Origin of the sequence: Sulfuricurvum sp. (assembly GCF_049587615.1) — a bacterium.
Classification (GTDB): Bacteria; Campylobacterota; Campylobacteria; order Campylobacterales; family Sulfurimonadaceae; genus Sulfuricurvum.
Window position 1 is genome coordinate 125,283 of record NZ_JBAVEF010000025.1, and the last position, 20,519, is coordinate 145,801.

At 45.5% G+C, this 20,519-nt stretch carries 19 protein-coding genes; 16 read left to right on the forward strand and 3 right to left on the reverse strand.

What is annotated here, in order from left to right; translation table 11 throughout:
• Positions 1–24 precede the first annotated feature (24 nt).
• From WB308_RS05410 to recG, 8 genes are all read left to right on the forward strand, one after another.
• The gene (locus WB308_RS05410) at positions 25–594 is read left to right on the forward strand and encodes a hypothetical protein (RefSeq protein WP_424189753.1); all 570 of its coding nucleotides are present in this window, start codon (positions 25–27) and stop codon (positions 592–594) included.
• On the forward strand, positions 595–1,758 hold the full coding sequence (locus WB308_RS05415) for an NAD(P)/FAD-dependent oxidoreductase (protein WP_424189755.1): 1,164 nt from the start codon (positions 595–597) through the stop codon (positions 1,756–1,758).
• Positions 1,759–1,791: 33 nt separating this feature from the next.
• Positions 1,792–2,586 carry a 3-deoxy-8-phosphooctulonate synthase gene (kdsA, locus tag WB308_RS05420; protein ID WP_424189757.1) on the forward strand — a complete coding sequence of 265 codons (795 nt, stop codon included), beginning with the start codon at positions 1,792–1,794 and terminating at the stop codon, positions 2,584–2,586.
• An 80-nt stretch (positions 2,587–2,666) separates the two neighbouring features.
• A complete protein-coding gene (gene ribH / locus WB308_RS05425; RefSeq protein ID WP_424189759.1) occupies positions 2,667–3,134 on the forward strand; it encodes a 6,7-dimethyl-8-ribityllumazine synthase in 468 nt (155 codons plus the stop codon).
• Entirely contained in the window at positions 3,134–3,532 is a 399-nt protein-coding gene (gene nusB, locus WB308_RS05430; protein ID WP_424189761.1) for a transcription antitermination factor NusB, read from the forward strand. Before ribH ends, nusB begins: the two co-directional genes overlap by 1 nt.
• Positions 3,533–3,538: 6 nt before the next feature.
• A complete protein-coding gene (locus tag WB308_RS05435) occupies positions 3,539–4,585 on the forward strand; it encodes a dehypoxanthine futalosine cyclase (protein WP_424189763.1) in 1,047 nt (348 codons plus the stop codon).
• On the forward strand, positions 4,582–5,982 hold the full coding sequence (locus WB308_RS05440) for a M16 family metallopeptidase (RefSeq protein ID WP_424189765.1): 1,401 nt from the start codon (positions 4,582–4,584) through the stop codon (positions 5,980–5,982). The genes WB308_RS05435 and WB308_RS05440 overlap by 4 nt, the downstream gene beginning before the upstream one ends.
• Before the next feature lie 19 nt (positions 5,983–6,001).
• Positions 6,002–7,837 (forward strand): ATP-dependent DNA helicase RecG, encoded by a 1,836-nt coding sequence (gene recG, locus WB308_RS05445; protein ID WP_424189767.1) that lies wholly within the window; start codon positions 6,002–6,004, stop codon positions 7,835–7,837.
• Between the two features lie 86 nt (positions 7,838–7,923).
• On the opposite strand, the gene hpf is transcribed toward recG, so the two are convergent.
• On the reverse strand, positions 7,924–8,460 hold the full coding sequence (hpf, locus tag WB308_RS05450; RefSeq protein ID WP_424189769.1) for a ribosome hibernation-promoting factor, HPF/YfiA family: 537 nt from the start codon (positions 8,458–8,460) through the stop codon (positions 7,924–7,926).
• A gap of 250 nt (positions 8,461–8,710) precedes the next feature.
• Between hpf and WB308_RS05455 the strand changes: the two genes are divergently transcribed.
• From WB308_RS05455 to WB308_RS05490, 8 genes are read left to right on the forward strand one after another with little or no spacing between them, the layout of a single operon-like run.
• Positions 8,711–8,953 (forward strand): hypothetical protein, encoded by a 243-nt coding sequence (locus WB308_RS05455; protein WP_424189771.1) that lies wholly within the window; start codon positions 8,711–8,713, stop codon positions 8,951–8,953.
• Positions 8,940–9,209 carry a type II toxin-antitoxin system YafQ family toxin gene (locus WB308_RS05460; protein ID WP_424189773.1) on the forward strand — a complete coding sequence of 90 codons (270 nt, stop codon included), beginning with the start codon at positions 8,940–8,942 and terminating at the stop codon, positions 9,207–9,209. Before WB308_RS05455 ends, WB308_RS05460 begins: the two co-directional genes overlap by 14 nt.
• Positions 9,210–9,228: 19 nt before the next feature.
• The gene (locus tag WB308_RS05465) at positions 9,229–9,492 is read left to right on the forward strand and encodes a hypothetical protein (protein ID WP_424189775.1); all 264 of its coding nucleotides are present in this window, start codon (positions 9,229–9,231) and stop codon (positions 9,490–9,492) included.
• Positions 9,479–9,763, forward strand: a complete 285-nt coding sequence (locus WB308_RS05470) for a type II toxin-antitoxin system RelE/ParE family toxin (protein WP_424189777.1) — start codon at positions 9,479–9,481, stop codon at positions 9,761–9,763. Before WB308_RS05465 ends, WB308_RS05470 begins: the two co-directional genes overlap by 14 nt.
• Positions 9,764–9,794: 31 nt before the next feature.
• Positions 9,795–14,711: a Calx-beta domain-containing protein gene (locus WB308_RS05475; protein ID WP_424189779.1), complete on the forward strand. Its 4,917-nt coding sequence runs from the start codon at positions 9,795–9,797 to the stop codon at positions 14,709–14,711.
• Positions 14,672–15,373: a hypothetical protein gene (locus tag WB308_RS05480; protein ID WP_424189781.1), complete on the forward strand. Its 702-nt coding sequence runs from the start codon at positions 14,672–14,674 to the stop codon at positions 15,371–15,373. Before WB308_RS05475 ends, WB308_RS05480 begins: the two co-directional genes overlap by 40 nt.
• A complete protein-coding gene (locus tag WB308_RS05485) occupies positions 15,374–16,294 on the forward strand; it encodes a type II secretion system protein (protein ID WP_424189783.1) in 921 nt (306 codons plus the stop codon).
• Entirely contained in the window at positions 16,281–16,733 is a 453-nt protein-coding gene (locus WB308_RS05490; RefSeq protein WP_424189785.1) for a hypothetical protein, read from the forward strand. Before WB308_RS05485 ends, WB308_RS05490 begins: the two co-directional genes overlap by 14 nt.
• Before the next feature lie 52 nt (positions 16,734–16,785).
• Here WB308_RS05490 and WB308_RS05495 read toward each other — a convergent pair whose 3' ends face one another.
• Both WB308_RS05495 and WB308_RS05500 read right to left on the reverse strand, forming a co-directional pair.
• On the reverse strand, positions 16,786–17,163 hold the full coding sequence (locus WB308_RS05495) for a response regulator (RefSeq protein WP_424189787.1): 378 nt from the start codon (positions 17,161–17,163) through the stop codon (positions 16,786–16,788).
• Between the two features lie 18 nt (positions 17,164–17,181).
• Positions 17,182–20,517: an ATP-binding protein gene (locus WB308_RS05500; protein WP_424189789.1), complete on the reverse strand. Its 3,336-nt coding sequence runs from the start codon at positions 20,515–20,517 to the stop codon at positions 17,182–17,184.
• Between the last annotated feature and the right edge of the window lie 2 nt (positions 20,518–20,519).

The following is a 20,519-nucleotide window of genomic DNA, read 5'->3' on the forward strand; positions in this document are numbered from 1 at the left end:
GAGAGATTTCGATACACTTTCAACATGAAATATATAATTGTCTTTTTATCTTTAATCCCAATGATGGCAATGGGGATTTTCTTTTTCTACGGAATCGGAATTGAGTGGTTTGATGAACTGGTTGTATGGGGTGAGAATACTTTTTCGTTTAGCCTTCCCGTGGTACAAAACAAACTCTATTTTCTCTCAAAAATGGCGGGGATCTCTGCTCTATGGCTACTCATCTTCGCATTTTGGGTTAATCCGCTTCGTACCTATGTACGATTCGATCTGGTCGAGTTCAAAAAACTGTTGGGTGCTTTTGCGATCGTTTACGTCCTGTTGCATCTGTTATTGTTTATCGCGGCGCACGGTTTTTCTCTCCCGATAATGGGGAGATTGTTTGTTACCCACCTCTTTTTAACGGTAGGATTGGCGGCTTTGCTGGTACTTTCCATCGCACCTCAGGTGAAGGCATGGTACAAACTCCTCTACATCGGGGTGGTGTTGGTCATTATCCATCTCCTGCTCGGATACCGTACATTAGAAACGACCCATATTATCGCGATTTCACTGTTGAGCTTGGGTCTTGCTCTTCGACTTATCAAGCGTTAAATGAAACATTACGATGTGATTATCCTCGGCGGCGGTGCAAGCGGACTGATGTGCGCCGCACAGCTGCGTCAAAACACCTCCCTTTCTATCGCTATTATTGAGGGAAACAACCGGCCGGCATTGAAGCTCAAAGCCAGCGGCGGGGGCAAGTGCAACTTAACGAATGTTGAGGTGGATGAGACCCATTTTTTAGGCTCTGAGGCGTTAGTCAAACAGGCTTTAAAAACATTTGGGCAAAAAGCTCTTCTGGACTATTTTCGAGACGGCGGATTACGTCCGGTAATCCGAAAAGAGCGCTATTATTTCTGCCCCAAAAGTTCCGATGAGGTGATTTCGATTTTGATGGGACGCTCCGGCGGATGCGATCTTGTTTTGGGGCATAAAATCCTCTCCGTTGAGGGGGAAACACCCTTTGTGATTGCGACGGATAAGGGAAAGTTCAGTGCGGATAAAGTCGTTATAGCCACCGGCGGAGCAAGCTATAAAGAGCTCGGAGCAACCGATATCGGCCTCAAAATAGCGCACCATTACGCCATTAAAACGGTTCCGTTTGCCCCCGCATTGGTCGGGTTGACCTTGCAGCCCAAAGAATTTTGGATGAAAGAACTCAGCGGAATCAGTTTTCCCGCTCGCATTCATGTAGCCGGGAAGAGACTGGATGAGGATCTCCTTTTTGCCCACAAAGGGATCAGCGGTCTTGTTGTCCTCTCGGCATCGTTGTATTGGCATAAGGGGGAAATAGTCATTGATTTTCTTCCCGATTTTGATCTGAAAAAGATTCAAAAAGAGAAAAAACTGCTCAGTACCGCATTGCCGCTGCCGAAACGGTTTATCAAAGCGTTTTTGGATGCGGTGGTGTTGGAAGACAAACCTTGCAACCGTTTACAGGATGACGAATGGGAAAAACTTTTATCCATCCGCCACTATGCGATGGCACCGTCCGGGACGTTTGGTCTCAGCAAAGCTGAGGCGTGCCGAGGGGGGATCGAGTGTGAAGAGATAGATGCGCAAACCATGGAGAGTATAAAAGTGCGCGGACTTTACTTTATTGGAGAGACGGTCGATGTGACGGGGGAACTGGGGGGATACAACTTCCAGTGGGCGTTTAGTTCGGCAGTCGTTGCCGCCAACGCGATTGGCTCAATGTCCTTTAAACGAAAATGAGTACAATATGACTAATAACTTATAGGAGCGTTTATGATCCTTCTTGCCGGACCGTGTGTCATCGAGAGCGAAGAGTCGATTTTTAAAATTGCTGCATCGCTCGAGCGTTACCAAAATGACCCGCGATTTGATTTCTATTTCAAATCGAGTTTTGATAAAGCCAACCGTACCTCGCTTGATAGCTATCGCGGCCCGGGGATCGAAGAGGGGCTTCGGATCTTGCAAAAGGTAAAAGAGGATTTCGGTTATAAAATCGTTACCGATGTGCATGAGAGCTATCAGGTTCCTATTGCGGCTGAAGTCGTTGATATGTTACAGATTCCCGCTTTTTTATGCCGTCAGACTGATTTGCTCGTTGCGGCAGCCAAAACGGATAAAATCGTCAACATCAAAAAAGGGCAGTTCATGACCCCCGCGGACATGCGCTTTTCGGTTGGAAAAGTATTGAAAACCCGCGGATGTGATGAGGTAAGCTATGAAGCTTCTCAAAAGCACGGTGTTTTACTGTGTGAACGGGGGTCTTCGTTCGGATATGGCAATCTTGTGGTCGATATGCGCTCCCTCGTCATTATGCGTGAATACGCTCCGGTGATCTTTGATGCGACCCACTCGGTTCAGATGCCGGGAACCGGAACGGGAAAAACCGGAGGGGACAGTTCGATGGTTCCCCACCTAGCACGTGCTGCGGCAGCAGTCGGCGTGGACGGATTTTTCTTCGAAACCCATTTCGATCCGATCTGTGCACTCAGCGACGGACCAAATATGCTAAAATTAGAACAATTAGAAGTTTTGAGCGAGCAGTTATTACGCCTAAACGAAATCAAATAACTTGTCATTCCCGCGAAGGCGGGAATCTAGCTGGATCCCCGCCTTCGCGGGGATGACGAAATTTAAAGAAAAGGATTTTTATGAATTTGATTGAAGGAAAACTACGCGTTATCCCCGGCAAGAAAGTGGCGATTGTTAGTACACGTTGGAACCATTTTATTGTGGATAGATTGGTTGAAGGGGCAAAAGACGCTTACGCACGACACGGCGGACAAGAAGAAGATGTTACCCACGTTTTGGCACCGGGTGCATTTGAGCTTCCGATGGTGATTGACCAACTTTTAAATACGGGAAAATACGATGCGATCTGTGCACTCGGTGCGGTTATCCGCGGTTCAACCCCTCATTTTGATTATGTTTCCGCAGAAGCGACCAAAGGGATTGCAACGGTGAGTTTGAAACACAAAAAACCGGTCTCTTTCGGGCTTTTGACCACCGATACGATTGAACAGGCGATTGAGCGTGCAGGGACAAAAGCGGGGAATAAAGGTTTTGAAGCAATGACCGTTGTGATTGAGTTGCTTGATCTTTATGAGGCAATCAACTAATGGCAACACGTCATCAAGCCCGCATGGCAGTAGTAAGTTTATTGTACGCATACGATTTGGGAAACCAGACGATCGCCGATTTTAGTGATGAGATTCTCGAAGAGAAAAAAATTCGTAACAAACAACGTGATTTCGCCCTTGACTTGTTCAAAGGGGTGACGGAGCATTTGGCACAGGTGGACGAGGCAATCGTTAAACATCTCAAAGACTGGGATTTTGACCGTTTGGGTTCCATTGAACGTGCGACACTCCGTTTGGGTGCGTATGAGATTATGTTCGGTGAGCTTGATTCTGCCGTTATTATCAACGAAGCGATCGAAGTGGCGAAAGCGTTCGGAAGCGAGCAGTCGCCAAAATTTATTAACGGTGTTCTTGACGCGATTTCAAGAGATAAATAAAACGATATGCGCCTTACTAAAGAACAAGCACTTGAACTGATTCGCCACGGTGATCTCAAAGAACTCGGCCGTATGGCGACGGCTCGTAAACGTGAGCTGCATCCTGAAGGGATTACGACTTTTGTCGTCGATCGCAACATCAACTATACCAACGTCTGCTGGGTCGATTGCAAATTTTGCGCTTTCTACCGACACGGAAAAGACGAAGATGCGTATGTTCTCACCTTTGATGAGATCGACCAAAAAATCGAAGAGCTTCTTGAAATCGGCGGAACGCAGATTTTGTTTCAGGGAGGTGTTCATCCCAAGCTCAAAATTGAGTGGTATGAAGATCTTGTCGAACACATTCATACGAAATATCCGCAAATTACGATTCATGGATTTTCTTCGATTGAACTCGATTACATTGCCAAAGTATCGCGAATCACGATCCAGGAGTGTCTATCACGTCTAAAAGCCAAAGGGCTTTCATCCATCCCCGGAGCAGGGGCTGAGATTTTGAGCGATCGTGTCCGCGATATTATCGCTCCGAAAAAAATGGATTCGTTAGAGTGGGTGGATGTTCATCGTCAAGCCCACAAACTCGGAATAAAATCGACGGCAACGATGATGTACGGGACCGTGGAAACCGATGAAGAGATTATCGAGCATTGGAACCTGATCCGCGATCTTCAAGACGAGACGGGGGGATTTCGGGCGTTTATTATGTGGTCGTTTCAGGGAATGAATACCCAGTTGATGGAAGAGCATCCCGAGATTGAGAAACAATCTTCGAACCGCTACCTCAGGCTTCTCGCAGTATCCCGTCTTTTTTTGGATAACTTCCCCAATATCCAAAGCTCATGGGTAACCCAGGGACCTTATATCGGTCAGATGGCACTTTTGTTCGGCGCAAACGATTTGGGGTCTACGATGATGGAAGAGAATGTGGTACGCAGTGCCGGGGCCGGATTTCGGATGGCGAAAGACGAGATGATCCGTCTTATCCGCGATGTTGGCGAAACCCCCGCAATTCGTAACACCGCGTATGAGATACTAGAAAAATTCGCATGAAAAAAGGAGTACCTAAAGCATTTTTTATCTTTCGCATTGATGCGAAAAGCTTTAGGGGGGTGCAGGGGACAAAGGTGTCCCCGCTATCCAAAACGGCTTTGCCGGTTTGGATACGTAATATTGTGGTAGCGATTTTATTATTAGGGCAAGCACTTATGGCAAGCACATTGGATTTTATAGAGGTTCAGGGGGTTAAAATCCCATTTATATTCGAAGAAGACAAACGCCTTCCGATTGTCTCGATGCAGTTGGTATTTACCGGCAGCGGAAGCATCGATGAGGGAAAAGTCGCAGGTTTGGCCCGTTTGAGTGCCAAAATGTTAAACGAAGGGTCACGCAAACGGGGTTCCGTCGGTTTTGCCGATGCCTTGGAGGCCCGCGCGATTCAGTTGAGTGCCCATGCAGGAAATGAGACGTTCGTCGTAGAACTCGGAAGTTTGAAAGAGGAGTTTGATACGGGACTTTCACTATTGAGTGAACAGTTGCGTGAACCTAACTTCACTGATAAAACGCTGGAAAAAATCAAAACAATAACCCTCAGCGAAATAGCGCGAAAAGAGGCTGATTTTGATACGGTAGCTTCCGATGAGCTCAAATCGGTACTGTTTGAGGGGACTCCTATGGCGGTACCTAATATCGGGACAAAAGCAAGTATCAAACAGATCAAACTCGAAAGTGTCAAATCGTTTGTCTCTTCCCATCTTGTCCTCTCGAATGCCCTGATTGTGATCGGCGGGGATATCTCCGATGCAGTAGCCAAAGAGAAAGTTATCAAACTTCTAAGTGGCTTGGAAATCGGAAAAACGGGAAGCCCACGCTATTATGAACCGCGAAAAACTCCCAAAGAGTCGATTCTAAAACGTCCTCAGACGGAGCAGGCGTATCTGTATTTCGGTTCCCCTTTTGAAATGCGTGAGGGTGATCCTGAGTTTTACAAAGCGCGTGTCGCCATGTTTATTCTCGGTTCCAGCGGATTTGGCAGTCGGTTGCTGGAAGAGATCCGTGTGAAACGGGGGCTGGCGTATTCTGCATATTCGCGTCTGAGCGTTGCGAAAACCAATACCTACTTCAGCGGATATCTCCAAACCAAGCTGGAATCGGGTGAAGAAGCAAAAAAAACGGTGGTAGAGGTTATCGATACCTTTGTCCGTGACGGGGTAACCCAGAGTGAGCTTGATCAGGCCCGCAAGTTTCTCCTCGGTTCCGAACCGCTTCGGGTCGAAACCCTCTCTCAGCGTTTGGGTCGAACCTTTAGCGAGTATTATCAAGGCAAACCGTTGGGATATTCCCTCCAAGAGCTGGAGTTTATCCGTAATTTGACGTTGGAAGATTTGAACGATTTTATCAAACGCCACAGTGAAATTAATAATCTCAGCTATGCGATTGTGACAAAATAACGTCATTGCGAGAAATGCAATGACGAAGCAATCTCAATTACCGCCCGAAGATATCGATAAATTTCATCGTTTGGGAGTCGGAAGTCTTACGGCACTCTCCCTCATTGCCCCCGCGTCATTCGAAGATCGCCGTTTAAGTATCGAAATCGTCCACAATGCTTCGTGTGTCATTGATGCAACAGTGGAACACGTAGTCCGCACCCCGAAATCTCTTAAAATCACTTTTTTTGCCCACAATCTCGATAGTGTAATAGAGGGGATAATCTTCCATCCCAAACCGTATATGATCCATCAGTTTTCACGGGGAGAAAGGGGGTTTTTCAGCGGAAAAGCGGTGCTGGAGCAGGGGAGATGGCAGCTCATTCATCCTCTCAAAATCTCCGCCGTCGGTTCTCTCGTTCCCATGTATAAAACCCCTCTGCGCGTCGATGTGATGCGCCGATTGGTTCAGAAAAACATCACTGTAGCAGGATTGATTTCAGAGGGGTTACCGGAAAAAATAGCCCGTGAACTTTTTTCCGTCCATTTTCCCGAGTTTCCCGGACCCCTCAGTGAACCGCAACTGTATGCCCTTAAGTTTGCCGAACTCTTTGAGTACATGCGCCGTCTTCGTCTCAAACGCCGCTATCATACGACACGCTACCGTGCCTCAGGAGATATTAGCGGTTGGATACAGAGCCTCCCGTTTGAACTGACGGAGGATCAAAAAAATGCGATTGGAGAGATCCGGCGCGATCTCTCGGGAAATTATGCGTCGCGACGGATGATCGTTGGTGATGTCGGATCGGGGAAAACGATGGTGATTTTAGCTTCGGTCGTCCTGATGCGTCCTTATCGATCCATTCTGATGGCACCGACGACGATCCTTGCCGCTCAATTGTACGAGGAGGCTCAAAAATTCCTCCCCGCTTTGCGCATTGCCCTTGTGACAAATGCAACAAAAAAAGGGTCATTGGAGGGGTATGATTTTATTATCGGTACTCACGCACTGCTTCATCGCGATCTTCCCGAAGCAGGGTTGGTGATGGTAGACGAACAGCACCGTTTCGGTACGGCGCAGCGCCATTCCCTCACCCGCCTCACCGATAACGAGACTTCACCCCATTATCTCCAGTTCTCGGCCACTCCGATCCCCCGTACGCAGGCGATGATTGATTCGGCTCATATCGATGTGAGCCTGATCGTCCAAACTCCGTTTACGAAAAACATTGCGACACGTGTGATCGGTAAAAGCGATTTCCCCCCCCTGCTGGAACATATCCGTTCCGAAATCGCGCTGCAGCATCAGGTCCTTATCGTCTATCCGCTGGTGGAACAAAGCGAGAGTATTAACTACCAAAGTATCGATGAAGCACGGGGATACTGGGAGAAAAATTTTGAGAATGTTTATGTCACCCACGGCAAAGACAAAGAAAAAGAGGCGGTATTAATGGCATTTCGTTCTCACGGATCCATTCTTCTCGCCACTACAGTCGTAGAGGTGGGTATTTCGCTTCCGAACCTCTCCACGGTCGTCATCGTCGGAGCCGAACGGTTGGGGCTCTCGACACTTCATCAGCTGCGCGGCCGGGTGAGCCGGACGGGGTTACAGGGATATTGTTATCTCTATACGAACAAAAGCGGTAAAAATGAGAGACTCGAAGCGTTTAGCAGCTGCACGAGCGGGTTTGAGATTGCGGCACTCGATCTTAAATTCCGATCAAGCGGCGATTTGCTGGAAGGGAGTATCCAAAGCGGTAGAGCGTTTCGGTGGGCGGATATCGCTGAAGATGAGGAAATCGTTCAAGAAGTAAAAAAGTGGTTAGATAATAATCTTGCCCTCACATCTCACCAAGAGCAAGGTCGCTTGCCGTAGGGCAAAAGCGTACCGCCGGCGTTTTGGTGTGAGGGCGATTTTCTTTTGTCTATTTTTCTTTCTAAAAAGAAAAGTAGGAATAGTTATTAATACAGCCCGAATTTACCGTCAGTGCGTTTATACATAACCCGCATTTTTCCGTCGTTATCGTAAAATACTTCAAAAACTTTGGTGCTCTCTTTGAGTTTCTCCAACACTTCGGCGACCTCTTGAGGTTTGTAGAGGACTAACTCTGTCGGAACGATCTCATCTTCTAACGCTTCATTCGCTGCATGCAGATCGATCGTCTGGGCAGCGGCAAGTTTTGCTTCGTTCATCCCCTCGTTTTTATGATCCGAGATTCGGTCGTGCAAACGGCGGAGCGCTTTTTGGGCACGATCGATCGCGATATCGATCGCGGCGTAAAGATCATCGTCTCGCTGGGTGATCACAATGGTATTTTTTCCGGCAACGTTGATCGTAAATTCGATCGTAACCCCTTTTTTACGTTCATTTGCGCTTGCAACCGCGTTGACACTGATAAGGTCGAGATGGTACTTGGATAATGTATCGATAGAGTGCATCAGATGATCTTTTATTGCATCGCTGAGCTCGATGTGGCGTCCGACGAGAGAGATATTCATAATTTGACCCACCTTGTAATGATATTGATGTGATTTCGATTATAACACACAAAAAACAAACGTCAAGTGTTTTTTTCTCTTAATCCCTCTTTAATCTACATAGCACTACAATCAAAAAATGGCGTCTCCTCTTATAATGTTTTAGAAAAGAGGGACAATGGTCGATACTAACCGATTAGGAAAAACGGGTCAGAGTGTAAATGCTACCGAGCCCTGAGTGTGTGTGCCGTAAAATCCCGAGGAGGATCAGATGAAAACCATAATGTTAGAAATAGAAGACAGTAAGTTTGAGCAATTTATGGCGATGATAGATTTACTCAAAAGTGATGTGGTAAAAAATTTTCAAGTACAAAAAACAGATGATGAATTTAAAATCGACGAAAAGCATTGTTTAGAAGTATTAGAGAAAATAAATCGTGGTGATTACAGCGGTATTGAGCCGATAGGTGATATCGATGATCATATTGCGGAATTGAAAAATGCGATTAGATAAAGAGAAAAGCTATCTCAAAAGAGAAGTCAAGTTCTTTAAAAAGCATCCGGATTTGCTTGACAAATATGGAACCCTTCTCAAAAAACTCCAAAACGATCCGTTTGAGCCTTCACTAAAACTGCACAAACTCCAAGGCAGTTTAGAGAAGTTTCATGCGGTTCGTTTGACCTACGAATACCGGATCATATTGATTTTAATGATCGTCGATGAGCAAATTATTCTTATCGATATCGGAACACACGATGAAGTGTATTAAAAATCCCTAGGAGGATCAGATGAAAACATTGACATTAAAAATTGAAGATTCAGCGGTAGAAAAGGTGATGTGGTTTTTGGAACAACTCAAAGATGTTGTCACGGTAGAGCCGCTTAAAACCGAAGAACACCTCCAGAAGGTTGATCTCGAAAACGATCCTTTTGCACAGGAGCTTAAAAGGCGAATCCAGGAGATCGATGATGGGACGATGCCATTGACTCCGTTCAAAGAGGGAATGGATGGAATGATGGAGAGAATAAGGCTCAAATATGCAAGTGCATAAAACGGATCGGTTCTTTGCGGAGTTAGAGGTGATTATTGACTTTATCGCCCAAGATTCTTTTAAAAGAGCTGAGAAATTTAACAGTGATTTGAGTGATCAAATTATAAATTTACCTCATTTTCCCTACAAATGCCGACAATCGTCCAGATCAAAAGATAAAGATCTCAGAGAGTTGGTTTTCAACGGATATGTGATTCCTTATCGGATCAATACGGCTAAAGATCGGATTGAGATACTCGGTATTTTTAGTGAAAATGAGTGGATGTTATGATAACAAGTAAATCAATCCCCAGGAGGATCAGATGAAAACCGTAAAAACTCCCGTCATTGCGAGCGTAGCGTGGCAATCCAATCTCTACAAAACGTTTTCGCGGATGTTTGCCGCTTTTGGTATGGTGATGATGTTTGCCGTGTCGGGATGGGGTGCAGATCAATGTAGTAATACAACCGATCATACTTTTACAGAATCTGGAGTAAATGCGACATTTTCAGATTCCTATTCAGGCAATCAATTTGATAGTGGTGATACAGAATTTTATTATTTTAATATCCCTTCAGCTGGGACATTAAACTTTACACGTGTCGCAGATGCTGACGTAGTCTATAAATATGATTTATCGAATTGTCCATCAGATGGGACAGGTACTATTATTAATAATGGAGGGAGTATAACGTTTAGCGGTGCTGCGGATTTTAACCTACGAATTAAAAGCAGTGCAAATAATCAAAGATACGATTTTACATTCAACTTTGTTTCATCGCTACCAAGCATATCGATTTCTCCGACAACCCTCAGCACGACCGAAGGGAATAGTGGAACAACCAATGCGATTTATACGGTAACGCTCAGTTCGTCATCGACAAGCACGGTAACGGTTAATTACACAACTGCTGATGGGACGGCGACAGCGGGAAGCGATTTTACAATAGCATCAGGGAGCCTTTCCTTTGCCCCCGGTGAAACAACGAAAACCATCGGCGTGCCCATTGTTGGGGATACAAATGGGGAACCAAGCGAAACCTATACACTGACTCTCTCTTCCCCTGTCAATGCGACGATTGTCACAGCGACAGCAACAGGGACAATCACAAATGATGACCCACCCTCGCTTTCGATCGGTGATATGAGCGTCACGGAGGGGAATAGCGGTACGAAAACAATGACATTCACGGTAGCTCTCAGTTCATCTCCCTCATCGGCTGTCGAATTTGATTGGGCCACAGCCAATGGAACGGCTACTACCGCAAATAACGATTACACTGCAGCAAACGGCCATATCCGTTTCAACCCGAACACAAGCACCTTGCAGCAAACGTTCAGCGTGACGGTACGTGGGGATGCTACCGCGGAACTGGATGAAACGTTTTACATCAATTTGACGAATATAACAGGGGTGAGCGTATTTGATTCGCAAGCGGTGGGTACGATTCTAGATGATGACATGAATTATGGAAGTAACAATCCACGTAGCTTTGAAATTATCCATCAATCAAATATTAAAGGGGACATTAAAATCATCGGTAACTCGATTCTCTGTAAGAATGACGGTACAAATCATTGTGCAGCAACTGTAGATGCTACACTTACAAATAATGAGTTAGATACGCTGTTTTATAAATTATCGAGTGATGAGAGTAATGCAAGTATAAAAAACTCTACGAGCTATACGTTTGCATTTCCGACTGGTGTTACAAAAAATGATGTAGTATGGGCAGGATTGTATTGGCAAGCTGGTATTAAAGGTACTCCTTCTACTACTCAAATTACAAATGCGAAAAAAGTTTTGTTAAAAGCGCAAGGAGATAGTACTTATCGGCAAATCGATGCTGAAACAACAAATAATCGTTTTAACTGGATGATCAGCCCGTCGTCTGGTGGTACTTTTGAGCTAGCTTGGTATTACCAGGGGATAAAAGATATCACTTCAATTGTACAAACAAAAGGTGCTGGAACGTATCAAGTAGCAAATATTGAAGCAACTTCTGGCGGTGCATATACACCAGGTCATTTTGGCGGATGGGCGATGGTCGTTGTTTACAAAGATACCAATACGACTTTGAAAAATATAACCGTGTATGATGGATTTAATGCTGTTAATAATAGTAATCCTACATCTGCAACTTTGACAGGATTTCTAACTCCGAGTGGTGGAACTGTTGATTCAAAATTCCTCTATTTCGGGAGCGAGGGTGATAGAAAAAATTCCTCACCTTATAATGGAGATAAAATCTCACTTACACAGTCATCTGCAACTGGAACGCCATATTATTTAAAAGCAGATGGAACTGCAACAACAACTAGTGGTCCTTATAACCCTATGAATTCTTCCATAACATCGATTTCAGGTGATACGAGAGTTCCGAATTACGATAATGTAATTGGAATTGATATCGATACATATAATGTTGGGACGAGTAACGGAGGATCAGGAATTATTACCAATAATCAAACAGGTACAAAAATCACGCTTTCAACAGCTGATGATGTTTTCAATCCTGGCGTTTTTGCTTTTTCGACGCAAATATATGCCCCAAGTATCGACATTACTAAAACACCCAGTACGAGTTCAAGCGGAGCATTAAGCGCAGGTCAGCAGATCGATTATACGGCATCGTTTACGAATGGCGGACGGGAAACGGCGAAAGAGATTACGATTTATGATGATTTCACCCAAAATCTCCTTAAGCGTACCGATGGAAATGATACCGATCCTGCGATTTATCTGAGCGATATGCTCGAACGCAATGCGACCAAGATCAAACAGTCGATCCGACTATCGAGTGTAGATTCGACTACAACTTGGCATTGTGCACAGGGGCTTTCTGGCGTACCGGGATGTACGGTATACGATGCCAACTGTAGTGTTGATTTTACGGGTGATGCGGGTACGACAGCGACCAAAGCATGGTGTTATGTTCCGACGATCGCTGTAGGTTCTACCTACACGATGAAATTCAGTGTAAACGTCGCCGCGGACCCGGATACTCAGGGTCAAAGTGTTTTGGTTGAAAACCAGATGTTCGCCAGCTACAAAGACAACGTAACCGGTATCTCCATGCCCAATGCTTCGTCGAATATTGCCAATGCCGGATCATATAACTATGCTCAAAATATTGCGGCGGTTGGTTTCGATGCCCGTGAAACATCCATACCGCTAGCCGATAACAATCGTTCCATTATGACAAAAGTCGCCAATAAACCGAGTTCACTCAGTGTGGTTTCATTGAATCCGAGTGGTCAATTGGCTCCTTATACGGGAATTGATAACAATCGTGTCTATTTATTTGTGGTGGACAGTACAACCTGTGCATTGCCGGAAACAGAGAGACTGGCAGCTATAGCGACTAAATCCAGAAATACGTATGTAACCTTTTTGCAGAATGATATGAACCATACAACTCCTACGTTTTCAGAAACTGCTGCGGGCAAAGATAAAAAAATCATGATGAATTTTATCAATTGGAATCAAGAGTTTATGGATGCCGCTTTTAATTGTTCAAACAGTAATACGCAAGCCGTTTTAAACGGTGTTCCTCAATGTTTGAATTCCGATTCGAAACTTGCGCAGGTTTTTCCAAATTTAGTGACAGAATGTTTATTAAGTGGGGCGAGACCTGCCTGTCAATCAAGTAGCTACGCAGCCAGCGGAGTTCCAAGCGCTCCATACGATAACGAATTTGGATGTTATCAATGTTTGGCGGGGGGAGCGGGAGCCGCTGTCTGTTCGACCGATAACTTTGCCATCCGTCCGGAAAAACTCGAAATCGTTTCGACCCATTATGACTGGTCTAATATTCTCCGATCGGGTGAAGAGTATAATACGACGATTAATGCGTATAACTTTAATTCGACGACGAATACTCCGGACTATAACGTGACGGATGCAAATTCGACGTATGTATTGACAACGACAAAATACATGAAAAACAACGAGGCCAATGCTTCGATGGCGGGGACAGCAGCCTTTGCAGCCGGTGGTTTTGATATGCAAAACGGGATATCGGCTAAAGCCGGTGTTACCGGTGAAATTGCCGGATTGTCTTTTAATGATGTGGGTAAAATCAACATTAATATCCAAGATCAAAATTGGTCAGCTGTGGATAACGATGATACTCCGATGAACTGTGATGCCAACGGAACGTATGTCTGCGGTGATGTAAACGTCACTTTTATCCCCCATCATTTCAACTTCAGTGCGCTGGGAATTACCAATAACAACGGTAATACAGATTCTTTTACCTACCTTGCGAATGAAGTAGCGCTAATGGCGGGACGGATCAATGCGCAGATGCAAGCACGGAACAAAGCGGGTGCAATCACGAGTAATTTCTCTGCTTCCCCTTTATGGGAAAATCCTGTAACCGTTGTCCCGGTGGTAACAAAATCGACCTATCTCTATCCTGATGCCAATGAAACGAACATTTCCAATCAATCGGTCGGATTTTCTTTTGGGGCAAAAACGATTGCATGGGATGAAGACAATGCTTCCCAGTATCTGCGGTTCAACTTCCGCCGGGATATTAATCTGATGCAAAATCCGTTTGATGTGAACGGAAGCAACCTTAATATCTCTATGACCTCTCGCTATACGGATGGGGTCAAGGTTGCCGATATTAACGGTTCTCGTTTAAGCAGCGGTACAAATGCCCTTCCTTATACGGTGGTTTCTCCTGCTGATGGAAATTCTACCTTTGTCTATGGCCGCATTATCCCCCGCGATATTCGTGTATTTGGAACCGTTCCGTTTAGCGCTAACGCGTGGTATGAAGTTTTCAATGCACCGCGTATCGGAACCACATCGTTGGCTTCAAGCCGAAATGAGAGTTCGTGGTTTATCAACGGTTTACATGATGACGCGGCGGATGGGGATGGTACGGTGACGTTTGTTAACAGCGGGGCAGTGAATATAGGGGGAACAGCAGTAGGGGGCGTCGAAACATACGGTTTCGCCGCGCAAACCCCTCCGTACAGCGCGAAAGCCCATATCAATACCGATCCATGGTTGTGGTATGGTGTGAGTGCATTGCCTTACAGTGATCCATCGGCACTCAATCTTGAGTGCATGACCCATCCGTGTTTCAACATCAATGTGGCTCCCGCAGTGGGTGCGACCGGAAGTGCAAAAAGCGGTTCAGAAGAGAACAAAGCAAGTAAATCATCAACCAGCGAAGGAACAGGATGGCACAGTACGACCGATTATGCTCCGGCGATCCGATGAGAAAACCGATGCGTCCTGCGATGGCGATGATTGAGCTGATTTTCGCTATCGTGATTATTGCCATCAGTGTTGTAACCATACCCAGCATGATGAGTGTGGCAAACAATGCGTCTAAGGTAATGGCGATCGATGAGGATGTCATGTCCCGTTTAAGCGGATGGACGATTGATAAATTTCAGGCGCGGTGGGATGGGAATTACAGCGCCTCCGGTTCCGGACCGCTCATGATCACTTCAATGGCGGATCTGAACTGTTCACGGGCGGGAGGGTACCGTATCGGTTCGGAGGAAAACGTCTCCTCTATGCAGTGTAACACCGATGCATGGAATGCGGCGATACCAACTCCCAGCACCGACGGTAATCTCACATTTGGGATTGAGCAGCTTAACGGCGGAGAGGAGAGCATAACCATTTCCCCCACCTCCGGACCCTCTTATTCCGTCACAGCGACGTATGAAGTGGATTATGTTTCATCAACGGTAGATCCACTAAGCGGGAGTAATACCCAAACAGCGACATGGACGCTGGGATCATCCGATACGATGAACAGTGGAGCTACGGGAACGACAAGCCATCTGAAACGGGTGGTAACACGGTTTAATGATCCAGATTCGGATGTGGATATTACACTGACCTTTTTCAAATCCAACAAAGGGAATTAGATGAGACGCGGTGCAAAGCGTAAAGCCTTTACGATGGTCGAACTTCTTTTTGTGATTGTCATTCTGGGGATAGTCGGGGGGATCGCCCTCGAAGCGGTACGCCAGTATTATGAGGGGATTTACCGTACCGGAGAGTACAGCAAGCGGGTAGCCGAGGCCGACCATATACTCGAACAGCTCTCCAAATATTTTGAAAATGCGATCAGCAGCTCCATCGTGAATCTTGAAGCAAGCGGCGGTGCACACTGTTACGGTCCTCCAACAGAGGGAGACACAAACGATTATACGGTGGCTTTTATCGGGGTGGATCACGACAGTATACGCGGGAACGGTGGTAACCGTCCGGGATGGAGTGAAGAGACCCTTTTAGGGGCTAATAATGTGATTACCGCAGCGGATGCAGATTATACGATGGCAGACGATATTATTACCGCCTTCGGCTCCACCTTAGCAAATTCGGCCATTTATGACGCCGACAGTGTTGACATAGAGGCCTGTGCTCGATTTCGATGGAGCGGTGCCGGTACGGCAGGATACCATACGATTGCCAATACGACCGCAACGTCTCTCACCCTCGGTACCGAGAACAATGCCACGAATGGCAAACGCAAATATCTCTTGCGTACCGGGTATGCTTTTCGGGTCAATGATGACGGTGAGTTTATTATGTACAGCGGCTTTCGACCATGGTTGGGGGAATATTATACGGCAGCAGCAAATCATAATGCGCTGGGTCGTAACGTTGCCCATTTTTATGCCGATTATGATGCCAGTGATTTTATGGCCAATCCCGGAGTGAGTGATCGAGGTTTGGTATGGAGGCTTAAGGTATGTATGAGAGGTATTGATGCTAATCTCAGCGTGAGTGAAAGTGAAAGCGAAGCGATTTGTCGTGAAAGGAGAGTTCATGTACGGTACTAAACGATCCGCTTTTGCGATGATATTGGCGATCTTTATCGTGGTTCTTGTAGCTCTTGGTGGGGTAATGCTCCTGAGCAATGCATCGACGGGGGCCAAATCGATCGGGGATAATTATCTCCGTGCGCAAGCGGAACTTTTGGCGATGAGTGCAACCGAGTTTGCGGTTATGCGTGCACAGGGGTTTGATATTTCTGCAGGCAACTGTCTTGAAAATCTAAATATTACGGTGAATGATGCAGCCGGTGCACCGGCGTATGATGTGAGTGTATCTTTGGCATATTCTTTTCGTGGAGCAGCGCCTTCTAACTGTACTGCTGCTCATGTCTTAGCATCGGGTACAGGCAAAGATACGATGATATTGATGGATGTGAGTGTTGAGGACCATAATCTCAGTACCGAGTCGATTCGGGTACATAAACGTTCCTGGCAGAAACTGTAAAAGAGAAAATGGATCCCCGGTCGAGCCCGAGGATGACGAATTGAATTGGTTGTTAAAGTGCGAGTTGGGAGATTTTAGCGAGGACGTCTTTTTCACGGACCGGTTTCATGAGAAAACCGTTTGCCCCACACTCTAATGCTTCCCCTTTTTTGGTTTCATCGGTTGTGAGAACGATGACCGGCAGTTGTCGAAGCGACTCATCGGCACGAATGACTTTGAGCATTTCTATCCCCCCCATGACCGGCATAATGATATCGAGCAGGATGATATCGATATCATCCTGACTTTTCAAAACACCGATAGCGTCAGCACCGTTTTTAGCTTCAACAACCTGAGAGACATTTGGGGTCTTCATCAACATGGTTTTGAGCAACTTGAGGTTGATCATATCATCATCAACTGCAAGTACTTTTAGTTTTTTCTCACCCATTTAGAGTTTCCCCAATCTTTAGATAAATTTTTCAAAAACAAGGCGGAGCAAGTCTTTGTTAATGATATTTTTGATGATCTCATGAACGTACATTGCATCATTCTCATCTTCCTTACTGTTTGGATCGATGAGCATCACAAGAGACGTATCACTAGTATTGGAACGGATTATATCATACAGATCCTTGAGATTTAGCTGGCTAAGCGTTTTGTCAAATAATGCAAGCTTATAGCGGCGCTCTTTGATCTCTTCCATTAGTTCTTCTGAGGTATTGACACTTTTATAGGTATACCCTAAATCATCGAGAATACGACTAAAGAGTTTCATCTCCAACGTGTTTTGTTTGGCAATCAAAATATCAGCATCATAGGCTGAACGGTGCTCTGGCTGGACAGCTTCAGGGATAACCGGAACACTCTCTTCTTCCGGTGCGGTGAATTCGCTCTCACTGACCGGTTCATTAACGGCTTCCTCCTCTACCACCGCGAGAGGCTCCTCGAGTGTTTGCGGCACCTCTTCGAATCTCTCTACACTGCTCTGCTTAGCCGCTTCATCGAGTGGAACGGTTGATTCTTCGGAAGGTGCTTCGATATCATGGATCGATTTCGGAACGACTTTAATATCGATAATCTTGTGCGATAAGAAATTATTGAGCAAGGAGATGATTTCTGCGCGAACCAGTGGTTTCGTCGTATATTCATCCATGCCGGCTGCCAAGAAACGTTCTCGGTCACCTTTGAGCGCATTTGCGGTGAGTGCAATGATCGGAATATGGTGCTGATTATAATCTTCTTCGAAATCGAGTATCTCCTGCGTTGCTTCGATACCGTCGAGTACCGGCATTTGAATATCCATAAAGATAACATCAAAATTGCCGTTTTTACGTTTTTCAAATGCTTCAAGTCCATTGTTGGCAAGGGTTATCTCAAGCCCGAGATCTTCGAGTGTTCGTCGGATCAGTTTTTGGTTGATGATATTGTCTTCCGCAACGAGGGCCGTAGCCGCGAAGCGGGAATTTTTCTCATCGAATTTTTTACGACGCGTCACTTTTTGTTTGCGGTTGCTAAATGCTTCGGCATCATAAGCATCCAACATGGAACGTATTTTTGAACTGTTCAACGGCTCGTAAAGGACTTTGAAAATATCGATTCCCATCGAGTCGATTTTTTTCATATAGTACGATTTGGTGATCAGGACAAGCTGCTCTTGAGCGGACGCATAGGCAATGATATCACTGTCATTGGTATAGTCGTTATCAATGAATAAGAGGTCATAATTGACCTGGCGCTCCAACATCTTAAGTTCATCGAGTTCATGGAAAGTGGTATAGCTGACACCGAAGTAATCCAAATACTCTTTAAGATAAGTATTTTGAAGTTTTTTCTTCGTCGTGCTCTCTAAAATAAGGGCATTGATATTTGAAAATGATCCTTTTACCGGTTCATTAAGGGTTTCAATCTCTTCAAATTCTATTGTGAAGAAGAAGGTCGTGCCGTTGCCCGGTTCACTCTCAATATCGAGTTTGGACCCCATAAGCTCAACAAAGCGGCTTGAAATCGTGAGACCAAGACCGGTACCGCCGTATTTACGGGTAATGGAAGTATCGGCTTGGGAAAACGCTTCGAAAATACGTGATTTTTGTTCACTGGTAACCCCGATACCGTTATCTTTGACCTCGAAACGGACACGTGCACGGTTAGGAGTTTCGCACTCTACGCGGCGAATATCGACACTGATGGCACCGCCGCTGTTGGTAAATTTAACCGCATTGCTGAGGAGATTGATAATAACCTCTTTGATTTTGGTCGGATCCCCTTTGAGAGGACGCTCAAGGCTTGGATCGACGTAACAGGCAAGGTCAATGTGTTTTTCGGAAGCACGAACGCCGTAGACTTCAACGGCACTTTCAAACTCATCCATCGGATTAAAGACGATCTCTTCGATTTCGAGTTTATTGCTTTCAATTTTAGAAAGGTCAAGAATATTATTGATAATTTCAAGGAGGTTTTCAGAACTTTTTTCGATGATGTCGATAAATTCACGCTGTTCATCATGCAGTTCGGTATCTTTGAGCAATTCGGTAAATCCGACAATACCGTTGAGGGGTGTACGGATCTCATGGGACATATTGGCCAGGAACATCGATTTGGCTTCGGATGCTTCCATCGCGAATTGTTTATCATTGAGGGTTTGTTCAATGATACGCTCCAAGAGTGCATACGCTTGAGCTGTTCCAGCCGTTGTATCGAGATTGATGGTATGGCTTAAAGCCTCAGCTTCGTTGTCGTGTGTATCTTCGGCAACCCGTTTTAAAACGGATTCGAGGTTTTTGATGTTGGTGGTGATCTCAGCAGAGAAGAGGTAGCCCAAAATGGCGACCAAGAGTCCTAAAATCCAAACAGCGATAGCAATAATAAGGATTTGAACGGCTTGGCTTTGAACCACATCGGCACGTTTGTCCATTGCTTCGATCAAAATCTGTTCAGCGGCATTGATAGCATCGATTTTTTCAGAAATCATCGCAAACCAAATACCTGATTGGGTTTCATAAGCACCGCTTGTGGCAGCTTGTAAAATGCCGGTTCGCTCCGTTGTAATATCGAGATAGAGCTCTGTATTGTCTTCACTGAACAAAGAGGTTTGCAGCGTTGTTTGGATCCCCTTGTTATTAATCCCTTCAAGATTAAAGGTATCGGCTTTTGCAATGAGGGAGATCCATTGGTTCAGTTCCTCTTCGGCAAGCGGAGTCGCACGAGAGAGAACGTAGGTGATATAGTCACGTTCAATACTGCTGTACTCATTCGCTCTGACCAAAGAGAGATAGCTTGAGGAGAGTGAATTGACCTCTTCATCAAAATGAAGCGTCGCAAGACCGGCAAGCTCATTGATCAATTTCTCTTCAGATTTTCCGTACAGATCGGTAAAAATTTTATTGAAATCAGCCGTTCCGTCATCGACCAGCGGTCGAGATTTAACGATCTCTTTTTGGAGATTGGCAATCAATTGGGATAATGAGTCCGCTTTTGAAGCCTCTTCAGCGTTTGCATGCGCAAGTTCAGCCAGATGTTTTTGGTAGCCGGCAACTTTTTGATCAACAATGGCCCGTTGCGCATGGAGTGATTTGAGGGTAGCTGCTGACGCATTACCCATATACATTACGGTCATACCCCGTTCGCGGGAGAGATTATTGATCAAATCATTAAGCTGTTTATTCCCTTCAAGACGTACTTGAAGCTGTTGAGCCCCTCTGTAGCTGTTGTACGCATTGTAAACGTAGTAACTCGCAAGGATAAAAAGAATCAGAATTGGTAAAAGACTGATCAGGCGAAGTCGATTTCTAAGTCCTAGTTGCATGG

Excerpts from the sequence above, each read along its gene's own strand:
- WB308_RS05410 (WP_424189753.1), top strand. The coding sequence starts at position 25 with ATGAAATATATAATTGTCTTTTTATCTTTAATCCCAATGATGGCAATG.
- WB308_RS05415 (WP_424189755.1), top strand. The coding sequence starts at position 595 with ATGAAACATTACGATGTGATTATCCTCGGCGGCGGTGCAAGCGGACTG.
- kdsA (WP_424189757.1), top strand. The coding sequence starts at position 1,792 with ATGATCCTTCTTGCCGGACCGTGTGTCATCGAGAGCGAAGAGTCGATT.
- ribH (WP_424189759.1), top strand. The coding sequence starts at position 2,667 with ATGAATTTGATTGAAGGAAAACTACGCGTTATCCCCGGCAAGAAAGTG.
- nusB (WP_424189761.1), top strand. The coding sequence starts at position 3,134 with ATGGCAACACGTCATCAAGCCCGCATGGCAGTAGTAAGTTTATTGTAC.
- WB308_RS05435 (WP_424189763.1), top strand. The coding sequence starts at position 3,539 with ATGCGCCTTACTAAAGAACAAGCACTTGAACTGATTCGCCACGGTGAT.
- WB308_RS05440 (WP_424189765.1), top strand. The coding sequence starts at position 4,582 with ATGAAAAAAGGAGTACCTAAAGCATTTTTTATCTTTCGCATTGATGCG.
- recG (WP_424189767.1), top strand. The coding sequence starts at position 6,002 with ATGACGAAGCAATCTCAATTACCGCCCGAAGATATCGATAAATTTCAT.
- hpf (WP_424189769.1), bottom strand. The coding sequence starts at position 8,460 with ATGAATATCTCTCTCGTCGGACGCCACATCGAGCTCAGCGATGCAATA.
- WB308_RS05455 (WP_424189771.1), top strand. The coding sequence starts at position 8,711 with ATGAAAACCATAATGTTAGAAATAGAAGACAGTAAGTTTGAGCAATTT.
- WB308_RS05460 (WP_424189773.1), top strand. The coding sequence starts at position 8,940 with ATGCGATTAGATAAAGAGAAAAGCTATCTCAAAAGAGAAGTCAAGTTC.
- WB308_RS05465 (WP_424189775.1), top strand. The coding sequence starts at position 9,229 with ATGAAAACATTGACATTAAAAATTGAAGATTCAGCGGTAGAAAAGGTG.
- WB308_RS05470 (WP_424189777.1), top strand. The coding sequence starts at position 9,479 with ATGCAAGTGCATAAAACGGATCGGTTCTTTGCGGAGTTAGAGGTGATT.
- WB308_RS05475 (WP_424189779.1), top strand. The coding sequence starts at position 9,795 with ATGAAAACCGTAAAAACTCCCGTCATTGCGAGCGTAGCGTGGCAATCC.
- WB308_RS05480 (WP_424189781.1), top strand. The coding sequence starts at position 14,672 with ATGGCACAGTACGACCGATTATGCTCCGGCGATCCGATGAGAAAACCG.
- WB308_RS05485 (WP_424189783.1), top strand. The coding sequence starts at position 15,374 with ATGAGACGCGGTGCAAAGCGTAAAGCCTTTACGATGGTCGAACTTCTT.
- WB308_RS05490 (WP_424189785.1), top strand. The coding sequence starts at position 16,281 with ATGTACGGTACTAAACGATCCGCTTTTGCGATGATATTGGCGATCTTT.
- WB308_RS05495 (WP_424189787.1), bottom strand. The coding sequence starts at position 17,163 with ATGGGTGAGAAAAAACTAAAAGTACTTGCAGTTGATGATGATATGATC.
- WB308_RS05500 (WP_424189789.1), bottom strand. The coding sequence starts at position 20,517 with ATGCAACTAGGACTTAGAAATCGACTTCGCCTGATCAGTCTTTTACCA.